This window comes from Scytonema sp. UIC 10036 (assembly GCF_009725235.1).
The window spans coordinates 22,342-34,380 of record NZ_WJFC01000010.1 but is presented as its reverse complement, the minus strand read 5'-3'; the positions used below and the strand labels follow the sequence as shown (position 1 = coordinate 34,380).

At 40.2% G+C, this 12,039-nt stretch carries 5 protein-coding genes; 3 read left to right on the top strand and 2 right to left on the bottom strand.

Annotated features, from left to right (window positions below; translation table 11 throughout):
* Positions 1–9: 9 nt before the first annotated feature.
* Complete coding sequence (locus F7734_RS06835; protein WP_155743966.1) at positions 10–570, bottom strand: COP23 domain-containing protein; 561 nt, start codon at positions 568–570, stop codon at positions 10–12.
* Between the two features lie 179 nt (positions 571–749).
* Here F7734_RS06835 and F7734_RS06830 point away from each other — a divergent pair, with 179 nt between their 5' ends.
* Genes F7734_RS06830 through F7734_RS06820 form a run of 3 tightly spaced genes read left to right on the top strand, consistent with a single transcriptional unit; the run spans position 750 to position 8,969 of the window.
* On the top strand, positions 750–4,274 hold the full coding sequence (locus F7734_RS06830) for a filamentous hemagglutinin N-terminal domain-containing protein (RefSeq protein ID WP_166481772.1): 3,525 nt from the start codon (positions 750–752) through the stop codon (positions 4,272–4,274).
* Positions 4,216–6,075, top strand: coding sequence for a ShlB/FhaC/HecB family hemolysin secretion/activation protein (locus tag F7734_RS06825; protein ID WP_243146735.1), 1,860 nt, complete (start codon positions 4,216–4,218; stop codon positions 6,073–6,075). Before F7734_RS06830 ends, F7734_RS06825 begins: the two co-directional genes overlap by 59 nt.
* The gene (locus tag F7734_RS06820; RefSeq protein ID WP_155743964.1) at positions 6,027–8,969 is read left to right on the top strand and encodes a CHAT domain-containing protein; all 2,943 of its coding nucleotides are present in this window, start codon (positions 6,027–6,029) and stop codon (positions 8,967–8,969) included. The genes F7734_RS06825 and F7734_RS06820 overlap by 49 nt, the downstream gene beginning before the upstream one ends.
* A gap of 596 nt (positions 8,970–9,565) precedes the next feature.
* Here the strand turns inward: F7734_RS06820 and F7734_RS06815 are convergent.
* Positions 9,566–11,392: a serine/threonine-protein kinase gene (locus tag F7734_RS06815; protein ID WP_155743963.1), complete on the bottom strand. Its 1,827-nt coding sequence runs from the start codon at positions 11,390–11,392 to the stop codon at positions 9,566–9,568.
* Positions 11,393–12,039: the final 647 nt, after the last annotated feature.

The window sequence follows — 12,039 nt, the reverse complement described above, 5'->3', positions numbered from 1 at the left end:
CATCAATATTCAAACTATCCCCAATAATTTCTGCCAAAATGTTCTTGGTTGAATCTTGGGGTAATAAATTCTTCTAACTGCTCTAAACTGGGCTGTTGCTAATTTTTTTGGTTCTAACTGAGCCAGATTGGGATGTATAATTTCGGGTAAATCTTTGTCTAAAGATTCTTGAACCTCTGGTTTGAGGATGAACAACAACTTACTACTATTAAAAGCACAGGAATCGTCGGGTTGCTCAGTTAAGCAAACTCTCGTTTGAGGAGCAAATGAATCACCATCAACTGCTGCAAGAAACTCCTTTCTTGCATTGTAGTGGTTTTGTAATGTTTGAGCAGCGCTCTCACAATCTTTGACGATATCCTTTGACACGATATACTTGCTGTTCCAATAAATCAATGGTTCTGGTTTCGGTTTTGCCTTGTTATAAATAACAATAGTTGGTATCTCTTGATTACTGTTACAACGGAAATTAACACTACTATCAGAGCTAGACTGGCTGAAAGTTGGGGTTGTAGTAAGTGCGATCGCCCCACCGGTCAAACCAAGCAAGCATAGTTGTTGGAATTTCATATAGCTTTACGAAACTAAATTATCCTAAATTTTACCTTGATTATTTGACCTCAGTGATTTTTCGTAGTATTTTTTTATAAAGTTACTGATGTCATCACCATCTAGCGGCTAATATGTATCAAATCATACCGAAAAACTTCCCTTTTTGGCTTGTTTGTAGTTCTTCCCTGTGCTTGTTGATGACAGTAAATTCCACAGTGGCGCAAATAGTTCCTGATAACACCCTTCCTATCAATTCAGTTGTCACACCTCAAGGGAATATCAACGTTATTGATGGGGGAACTGTTGCTGGAAGTCATTTATTCCACAGTTTTCAAGAATTTTCCGTCCCTACTGGTGGAACGGCTTTTTTTAACAATTCCCTCAACATTCAAAACATTCTAACCAGAGTTACAGGTAAGTCAGTTTCTAACATTAATGGTGTGCTCCAAGCCAACGGTAGCGCCAACTTATTTCTACTTAATCCTAATGGAATTATTTTTGGTCGCGACGCCGCATTAAACATTGGTGGATCGTTTGTCGCTAGTACAGCCAGTAGCATCAAATTTGCTGATGGTAGTGAATTCAGTGCTATTAATCCTCAAAACACGTCCCTGCTAAGTGTCACTGTTCCCTTAGGTTTGCAATTTCCAGGCATACCAGCAAACATTATCAATCGTTCTACAAACCTACAAACATTGCCTGAGAAAACCATAGCCTTGGTAGGTGGGGATATCACCTTAGAAGGTAGTCAGCTGACAGCAGCACAAGGACGAATTGAACTGGGCAGTGTAGGCAGTAACAATCTGGTCAGCTTAAACCCTACAGCCAGTGGTTGGACATTAGGATATAACAATATAAATGATTTTGGCAACATTCAATTACTGTCCCAGTCCACAGTCAGTGGTGCTGGTGGTGGGAGCATCCAAGTACAAGGTGGACGGGTGGCGCTTACAGATAGCTCGAACATTATTGCCGATACGTTAGGAAATCAAAACGGTGGTGAAATTTTTGTTCGAGCCAAAGATTTGAGTGTGACAAATGGTTCGGCAATTTCCGTACAAACTTCTAGTGTAGGGAACGCTGGTAGAATCAATTTGCAAGCTGATACGCTAGAAATTAGCGGTGCATCGGCAAAAGGTCAGTTCAGCACAATTGCAGCTACATCAAGAGGAAGTGGAAATTCTGGGAGCATAAATATTACAACCAATCGGTTAACTGTTAGAGATGGTGGCGATGTGTCGGTGACCACTTTTAACTTAGGACAAGGAGGAAACCTCACCGTTAACGCTTCTGAGATAGTAGAACTAATTGGTACTGGCACTAGTTTAGATGGTCAGAACTTCAGTCGTAGTGGTTTATTTGCCGCTACTGAGGGAACAGGAAAGGGCGGAGACGTAAGAATTGATACTCCCAAATTGCAAATACGTGACGGAGCGAGGGTTTCTGTTTCTACACGTGGTATAGGGCAGGGTGGCGTAAGAGGGGGTCAAGGCGGTAATTTGTTTGTCAAGGTAAGGGAGATAGACCTAAACGGTGTCAGTGCTGATGGTCGATTTTCTAGTGGCTTGTTTGCTTCTTCTGGAGAGGTAAGACCAGATATTCCGAATCCCAGCCAAGCCACAGGTAATGGAGGAGACATTAGAATAGAATCTGGGCAGTTAATTATTAGAGATGGAGCGCAAGTATCAGCTACGACTGAAGGTACGGGTCAGGCAGGAAATATTACTGTTGTGACTGATATCTTGAATGTCACTGGAGCATCAACTATTAATCAGCAGCTCAGTACTTTATCTGCCACCTCCCGTGGTACGGGTAACTCTGGTAACATCACAATTGATACCAAACATTTAAGAGTAACTGATGGAGCAGACATTTCGGTTACCGCTTTTGGAACTGGACGTTCGGGTAAGATTGATGTCAGCGCTTCGAGCTTCATAGAACTGATTGGATCTCGCATTAGTCCTGATGGTCAAAACTTCAGTCGTAGCGGTTTGTTTGCCGCTACTGACGGAACTGAAAAGGGCGGTGATATAACAATTAATACACCTAAGTTACGCGTACAGGACGGGGCAAGGGTGTCTGTTTCTACACGTGGTAGAGGACAGAATGTTCAACCAGGGGGTCAAGGCGGTAGTTTATTTATCCGTGCTGGAGAGATAGAACTAGGCGGTGTCGGTGTGGATAGTCGATTTCCCAGTGGCTTGTTTGCTTTATCTGGAGAGGAAAGACCAAATATTCCAAATCCCAGTCAAGCTACGGGTAATGGAGGAGATATCACAATTGTTGAAACCGGACAGTTAATTATCAGAGATGGGGCGCAAGTGTCAGCTGCTACCCTAGGTTCAGGTAAGGGAGGGAATATTACTGTACAAGCTGATGCGATAGAAATAACTGGAGCGTCATCTAACGGTCAGATTTTCAGTACTTTAGCTGCTACTTCCCGTGGTACAGGTGACTCAGGCGACATCACCATTAATACCAGACAGTTAAGAGTGACTGATGGAGCAGACATTTCGACCACCAGTTTTGGAACCGGGCGTTCAGGCGATCTCAGCATTAACGCTTCCAACCTAATAGAACTGATAGGGTTTCGCGTCAGTCCTGATGGTCAAAACTTCAGTCGTAGCGGTTTGTTTGCGGCTACTGAGGGCACTCAAGACGGTGGCTCGTTAACTGTCAACACAGCTAGGTTGGTGATTGGGGATGGTGCAAGGATTTCGGTATCTACTCGCGGTCGGGGTGAAAACGGTAATCCTGGAGGTAGGGGAGGTAACTTGATTGTAAATGCCTCAGATAGAATCGAATTGAGTGGTATCAGTGCTGATGGTCGGTTTCCCAGTGGTTTATTTGCATTGTCTGGAGAGGAAAGACCGAATATTCCCGATCCCAGCCAAGCTACAGGAGCAGGCGGTAACTTAGAAATTACCACTGGCTTATTGAGTATACGAGATAATGCTGAAGCGTCGGTGAGTGCCAGAGGTTTAGCCCCATCTGGTAACCTTCAAGCACAAGCTCGCTCAATCAGACTACAGAACGGCTCAATTACAGGGCGAACAGTACAAGGTAATGGTGCTAACATTACGCTACAGGTTCAGGACTCTTTGCAGCTGCGCGGTACCTCTCAAATATCCACCACCGCTGGTGCAAATGGGAATGGTGGCAACATTAGAATCACAGCCGATACAATTGCCATTATCGAAGGTAGCAGTATCAGAGCAGATGCTGGTTTACAAGGAGGGAATGTACAAATTGCAACCCAAGGACTTTTTGCTCGTCCCGGCACTATCTCTGCTAGTTCTGCCCTTGGGACTCAATTTGACGGGCTGATAGATATTGATATTCCAGATGTTGACTCGAACCAAGAACTAACCAACGTATCAGATGGCTTCCTCAATGCTGAAAACCAAGTAGCCCAAGCTTGTGCATCGGAACAAGGGAAAAATCGCAACCAATTTTTGATTACTGGACGGGGTGGACTACCACCCAGCCCGACTGAACCACTCAGCAGTGAAATTGTGAAGAAACATTCGACACTACCGCAATTAGAGAATTCACTTAGGAATGAGCAAGTTACAAAGCGCGCTCGAACTCTCTCAATAAAGTATCCACGTCCAGCCACAGGTTTAAGTGTTAATACCAAAGGTGAAGTCCTTCTTACGGCTAATGCATCCAATTTTATACAAAGTTCCCGCTTACCTGCGGCTAACTGTCATGTGCGTTAAACGTCCTTATAGCCTGTGGTTTTTTTGCAAGCCGTTGGTGGTAAGCCTGGGATTATGGACTATAAGTAGCGTATCTTTGCCAGCGCGATCGCAGTCCCCTCTCCCTGCTCAAAGTCCCTCTCCTGTGACTCCCAATCGTTCACAACCTCAGATTCCCGAGCTTCTGTCTCCTCAAGAATTTCTGCCAATTCCACCCTCTGCACCTACCTCACCCGAACAAATTCCAGATTTTGCCAGGGAACTAACTGTTAAACGGTTTGATTTTGTTGGCAACACAGAAGGAATATTCAGCCAAGATTATTTACGCAAACAATTGGGAGAGTTCACCAACAAATCTATTACTTTTGCACAACTGCTCCAAGCTGCTTCTAAAATCACCGAGCTTTACATCAAAGAGGGATATGTTACTTCCGGTGCTTACATTCCAGAACAAACCCTAAAAGATTGTCTTGTCCAAGCAAAACAGACTCTCAAAGGTTGTGTTGTCACAGTACAAATTATCGAGGGTTGGTTGCAAGATATTCGGATTACAAGAGAAGCGAAAAGTTCCAGAAGGCTGAATGATAATTATGTGCGATCGCGTTTGGAGTTAGCCAATACCAAACCTCTCAATATCAAACGTTTAAGAGAAGCATTACAATTGCTACAACTAGATCCCTTAATTGAAAGCATATCAGCAGAACTATCAGGGGGAACCAATCCTGGTACAAATTTACTAAAAGTTGAATACAAGGAAGCAGATTCTCTAAGCGTCAGCGTCTCTGCTGATAATAGCAGAAATCCTAGTGTCGGAAGTTTCAAACGGGGAGTAGAGATAGAACAAGCTAATTTAACTGGGCTAGGAGATAAATTGTATATAGCTTACAACAATACTGATGGTAGTAACGCTATAGATGCGAGTTATACTATACCCCTGAATCCACATAATGGTACTCTCAGTTTCAGCTATAGCAACACCTGGAATAACATCATTGAGCCACCATTCGATAAGTTGGATATTGAGTCAAACTCTCCTAACTATGAAATCACCTTTCGCCAACCAGTCGTGAGAAAAGCTAACCAAGAATTCACCCAAGAATTGGCACTTGGTTTGACAGTGGCTCGACGAGAAAGTAATACTTCCGTTTTGGGAGTAGGCTTTCCCATTTCTGTGGGAGCAGATGCACAAGGAAACACCCGTATTTCCTCACTGCGTTTCTTTCAAGAGTGGACGCGGAGTAGTTTTCGACAAGTCTTTGTTGCTCGCTCTCAGTTTAGTTTTGGTATAGGTGGATTTAATGCCACAATCAATGACAAAGCTCCCGATAGCCGTTTTTTTGTATGGCGAGGACAGATGCAATGGCTGCGTTTGCTTGGTTCTGAAACTAGCAATCCACGGATAACTCCTAAACTTTTATTGCGTTCCGATGTGCAACTAGCCAGTAGAGCGCTTGTACCTTTAGAGCAGTTTACATTGGGTGGTATTTTCAGCATCAGAGGTTACCGTCAGGATGCTCTATTTCGTGATAATGGCATTTTTGTTTCCGGAGATTTGCAATTGCCTATTTACAGTAGAGGTAATGGAGAAAATGTTTTACAGTTAATTCCATTTATTGATTTTGGCACTGCTTGGAATAGCTCTGGTAGAGATGCTCCAAATCCTAACACTCTAGTTTCTGTTGGTTTGGGTTTGCAGTGGCAAATGGGTGAGAAATTTAGTGCTCGCTTGGATTATGGCATTCCTTTAGTTGATATTGAGTCGAGGGATAGAACATGGCAAGAAAAAGGTCTATACTTTTCTATACAGTACAACTCACTCTAAAACAAATCTTTTTGCGGAAATTACGGCAAAAATTCCTATCAATATTTTTAGCATCATTAACGTTTCTTTTAAGTTTAATTGCTTCTCCTGTAGTAGCAGAAATTTCATCAAAACAAACTTCATTTCTCCTTTCTCAAGCATCCAATGCCTCAATATTAGAACAGCAGGGTAAAAAATACTATGAAACCGGACGTTTTGCCGAAGCTGCTGAAGTTTGGCAAAAAGCAGCAGACGCTTATGGAAAAGATGAGGATGGCAAAAACAGAACTCTAATTTACAAAGCAAAAGCTTTGCAATCTCTGGGGCTTTATCCTGAAGCATGTAGCCAACTTCTGAAAACTTTTACAGGGTTAAATTTAACTTGTGAAAAATTAATTAATAATCAATCAACTTCTCTGATATTTCTAAATTTTTTAGAAAAGCCACCAGAATATTCCTCAAATAAGGTAATTGGCTTGCGTCTTATTGGTGAGTTATTACAACGGCTTGGCAAGCTAAATTTGTCTCAAAAAGTTTTAGAGAAAAGTTTGCAGGCGTCGGAAAACTATCCACAAGAAAAAGGTGCAATTTTGCTGAGCTTAGGGAATATAGAACGTACCCAAGGTAATAAAAAAAGAAATCAATTAAATTACGAGCAACAAATTATAAAATCTTTGCGTAATAAGTGTGATATATTTGATATTAATTCAAAGCAAGAGCTTAATCAAAGAAATAACGAAAACTGCGATATAAATGATTTAAAACTGTACAAACAAGCCTTCAAACATTATCAACAAGCCTTCAACTATTATCACAAAGCAGCAAATACTCAGATACCCATTACACAAATTCAGGCAGAACTGAATCAACTCAGCCTGTTAGTAGACATGAAAGAATGGTGGGCTGAACAAATTAGTAGAAGTAAAGTGGATTGGCCTGAATTACAACAGGAACTGAATAAGAGAGTAAATAATTTGTTGTCCCAAATCCCGTCTCGTTTGAGTAACTTGCCTCAGAGTCGTGAGACAATCCGTGAGGTAGTCTACGCATATATTAATTTTACTAATAGTCTGATTCGTCTCAAGAGTAATCTTAGAGAGGACTACCTTTTGCAACAAATTACTGAACTGTTATCCGAGGCGGTTCCACAAATTCATAGTTTGATTCAACAGGCTAATAGTTTGGGAGAACAGGGAGACAAGCAAGCACAGGTAGAAGCTTTAAATCATCTTGCTAGGCTCTATGAATCACAAATATCAGACGCAGAGACGTTAACAGAACAAGACAAAAACTATCTTGCTCTAGCAAAAAAATTAACTGACCAAGCTCTAGGTCTATATGATAATACTAATATTGATAACCGTCAAATTTTATATCATCAAAGACACGTGTTAGGACGCATTTTGAGAGCTTCAGGAGATATTAAAGGAGCATTAGCATCTTACGCTGAAGCGTGGAACATACTCGAGTCGCTCCGTGCTGATTTAGTAACTAATGCTGATAACCAGTTCTCCTTCCGTCAAAATGTAGAACCTGTATACCGAGAATTCATTGAATTACTATTGCAACATAAGGATAGTGAAGTTGATTTTAAAAAACTAGTTTTGCTGAAGAATATCACGGGAGTATACAATCCTGCGGAAGGCGAATCACAAAAAGAATCTTTAAATAATCCCTTGAAGATAGCTCGTCTTGTCATGGAATCTCTCCAATTAGCAGAGCTAGACAACTTCTTTCAAGAACCCTGTTCGCCATCACTAGAGAAACTAGTACAACTTGAAGAGATTGGTGAAGATGCAGGTGAAGATGTAGCAGTTATCTATCCAATTATTTTAAAAAATAGTTTAGAAATTCTTCTTTTTAGGAAAAACCAATTATCCTATCATCATTCACATCCTAAGCTTCCTGAGGAAACAGTTAAGAAAACTTTAGAAAATTTGGCTGAACTTATATATAATAAAACCCCCGATCGAGTCCGATCTGCTTTTGAGCGAGCTCAACGAGACGAGAAACTTGATGATAATAAAAAAGAAATTTTGAGCCTTTCTCAAAACGTATATAATTGGTTAATAAGACCTTTAGAGGAAAAGCATCAGTTAAACAAAAAACAAACTCTAGTATTTGTTCTGGATCGTCCCTTCCAGAAAATACCAATAGCTGCTCTTCACGATGGCGATCGTTATCTGATTCAAAACTATAACATCGTTGTGAGTTTAGGTCAGCAATTGAAAAAGCCAAAAAAACTTAAACCAGAAAATATACAAATTTTAGCAGCAGGTGTTAGTAAAGCAGTCACTGTAAAGGGCGTCCCATTTAAGGCACTCGAAAATGTCAAGCAAGAATTGGAAAATATTCAAAAGTTGAAAGTAAGAGTGCTGCCTACAATACTATGCGATCGGAAAACACTTTGCGAGGGGGAATTTACCAAAAACAATTTTCAAGCAAAAATGAAATCTTCCCCTAATGTGGTACATTTGGCAACACACGGTGTTTTCAGTTCTAACCGAGAGCAAACATTTATTCTAACTGGGGATACTGGGGATAACAGCATTAGCATAGATAATTTCCAGAATTTACTCAACCCTGAGGGTAAAACTAGGAACAGAAACGTTGAACTACTTGTTTTAAGTGCCTGCGAGACAGCTTCAGGAGATGAAAGATCTGCTTTGGGCATCGCTGGGGTAGCTATGCGTTCTGGGGCAAGTACTACCATTGCTACTTTATGGCCTGTATCGGATGTTGCAACAGCAATGCTGATGGCGGAATTCTATAAAAATTTAACTAGCCCTAACCTTAATGAACACATGACTAGAGCACAAGCGCTTCGCAAAGCCCAGTTATTTCTTATAGAGAAAGATGAGTACAATCATCCTCTTTACTGGGCACCTTTTATCCTTGTAGGTAATTGGCTTTAGTCTGTGTTGGGACAACAACGATAAATTGGCAAAATTGTCACCTTATCGTTGTCAGTGCTGATTGTCAACATATGAAAGTCAATTGTCTGTTGTGTACCACAGTAATTTGTAGCAGGTCTTGTGAACAACTTATGGTTGTCATTAGTACTTGTTGACAAATTCTGGTTGTCAGTCGGGCGCATCTAGCAAAGAAGATCGACGTAAGAATGGGCATTACAGCTTAGTTTTTGCCATCTTATAGTTGTCAATTTTGCCATCTTTTACTTGTTGTCCCATGTGTTGGGACAACAACGATAAGTTGGCAAAATTGTCAACTTATCGTTGTCAGTGCTGATTGTCAACATATGAAAGTCAATTTTCTGTTGTGTACCATAGTAATTTTTAGCAGGTCTTGTGTACAACTTATGGTTGTCATTGGTATTTATAGACAAATTCTGGTTGTCAGTCGGGCGCATTTACCTCAGAATATCAACGCTCATAATAGGCATTACAGCCTAAATTTTTGCCAACTTCTAGTTGTCAGCTTTGCCATCTTTTACTTGTTGTCCCATGTGTTGCCAGTTCGTATTCTCGTATTTTCTAAAAACGCTTTAGGTCTAATCTTGGGTTGAAGGTTGCTGCTTTAGTCTTGCGATCGCATTTTGCTTCCCTTTTTGTGCTGGCTCGTAGTTTTTGTTAACTTGAAGGGCTTCTTCAAATGCTTTCAGGGCTTTTTCAAATTGGGGAGGTCTTTTGCTTATAAGAGCATTACCTATACTAGTCCTAGGAATATGAGAGATCTCTTTATCTATTTTATTGTCAATTGACTTTTGTATTGCTTGTTCATATGCATTGATAGCTTTATCGATAGCTTCATCAGCTTCGTTTTGTTTTGAATTTAATAATTTTGACTTGCTCAAAAATGAGTCCCCTTTATTATTAAATGCCACAACACAATCTTTAACAGAATCTTTATCATTTGAAGCTTGGGAATTACAAGCTAATTCAATAGTTTTTTCAAAGCTTTTGATTGAGTTGTCGTATTTCTTTAAATCTAGTTGAGCAGTTCCTAAACAAAGCCAACCTTTATGATTATCTGGAGCAATTTTAGTTGCTGTTAAACAACACCTAACGCTTTCTTCATAGTTTCCGAGATAAGCATAGGTGTTGCCTTGACCAACCCAAGCTTCTGTATAGTGTGTTGGACTAAGTGCATAGCGTGTTTGACTAATTGCTATTGCTCTATCGTAAGCTATAATTGCACTCTCAAAAAGTGCATTCGCGCTCTGCCTATCTCCCTTTGTGTTCTTCAGTTGTCCCTGACTGGTTAGTGCAATACCTTTGTAAACTAAAGCTTCTGGCAAATTTGGATTCCATGTGAACGCTTGCTCGCAGACCTTGCTGGCTGTCTCATATTCCCTTTTTTCTGTTAGTTCCAGACATTGGTCGAAAAAGTTTCGTGCCTTTACCAAGGGATCTTGCGATCTAGTATGTATAAAATAGGTAAGTCCTATGCTAGCGACACTAAGGATAGCCAAGACTGGCAAATACTTGATAAATATCCGCCAAAACCAATTCTTCAAAGAATTTAAAGCATTTAAAGCATTTAAAGTATCCAGAGCATCTAGAACTTGTCGTACCGATTGGTATCGCTTTTTACGCTCGTAGCTCATCATTTTATCTAAAATTTTTTTTAGATATTGGCTAATTTGTACTCCGTTCCAGTTAATTTCCTTGTTATTTCTAGTGGGAATGTGTCCCGTTAAAAGTTGGAACCCTGTTATACCTAAAGCATAGATGTCACTTGCATATTCTGGTCTTCCTTCTTCTTGTTCGCAGGGCATATATCTCGGTGTACCAATAGGTATTGTTGCTGAAAAAAACGTTTCCCCATGAGCATTAACTACTACTCTACTAGCTTCTTTCACTGCCCCAAAATCAACCAGCACAATTTTACTATCGCACTTCCTCCTGATTAAGTTTGCTGGTTTAATATCACGGTGGATAACTTTGTTTCGATGGAGATAATCCAATACATTTAAAACATCATACAAAATTTCAATAACTTCTTTTTCGCTAAAAAGCTGAGTTTTTAGTTTTGTCTGTAGTTCATCACTGAGATTTTGACCATCAATATATTCCTCAACTAAATAAAACCTTTGTTGTTCTTCAAAGTAATCGTACAGTGTTGGAATTTGGTTGTGATTTCCCAAGCGTTTCAAAATATCTGCTTCTTGCTCGAACTTTTTTTTTGCTACCTCTAATACCGATGGAATATCCTGCACGGGTTTTAGGTATTTGAGCAGGCAAATAAGTCCTGGTGTTTTCATATCTTCTGCTTCATAGGTTTCGCCAAATCCTCCTCGACTTATAAAACGGATGATTTTATAGCGTCCTTGTATCGTATGACCTGGTAGGTGTTCGGGTTGGTGGGGTGAATGCATATTTAGTAAGATTTAGCGTTCATTGACTAATTAATGGCTGTTTAAGTGCTATTTGAATACTTCAACCAGCACCTTCTCAAAAGTTGACAACCAATTATCATTATTTTACTGAACTTAGATTATAGTAATGTTGCTGCTGGCTTCAAATTCCTGTACTAGGGGTTATCGAATAATTCCTGTTTCAAATCTATACTCTGTCCGACACAAAGAATGCGATCGCCATCTATAAGCAGCTAAATGGCTGGAAGGTTGGGCTATGCTACACAACCCTGTCTTGAGACACAACTTGTTGCGTTACTTGATTTCCCTCTTTGAAAGCTAGTACTGTATAGTATAAAAGCAATATTGTCTGCGTAACAGTTGATTAGCTAAAAATAAAACACAGGAACTGATAAGGAAAGCTTTACGACATTTCTGTAGACCCAATACTGCAAGGGATCTCGTAAATTGTAGTAGGGGTAGAGCGCATAAGCGTTACCCAACAAATGCTGATAAACGTTGGGTTGAGGAACGGATGCTGTTGACGAATATACTACATTTTTGTAAATCAAAGTACTACGCGAGTTCAAATCTTCAATCTGTCGTTGTGGCTCTTAGTTGTAACACTTTTGTTTATGGTTTTGTAACACTTTCGCCAACATCATCAG

Bases quoted from the DNA above. Each gene is read 5' to 3' on its own strand.
- F7734_RS06835 (WP_155743966.1), bottom strand. From the start codon at position 570: ATGAAATTCCAACAACTATGCTTGCTTGGTTTGACCGGTGGGGCGATC.
- F7734_RS06820 (WP_155743964.1), top strand. From the start codon at position 6,027: ATGGCAAGAAAAAGGTCTATACTTTTCTATACAGTACAACTCACTCTA.
- F7734_RS06815 (WP_155743963.1), bottom strand. From the start codon at position 11,392: ATGCATTCACCCCACCAACCCGAACACCTACCAGGTCATACGATACAA.
- F7734_RS06825 (WP_243146735.1), top strand. From the start codon at position 4,216: ATGCATCCAATTTTATACAAAGTTCCCGCTTACCTGCGGCTAACTGTC.
- F7734_RS06830 (WP_166481772.1), top strand. From the start codon at position 750: ATGACAGTAAATTCCACAGTGGCGCAAATAGTTCCTGATAACACCCTT.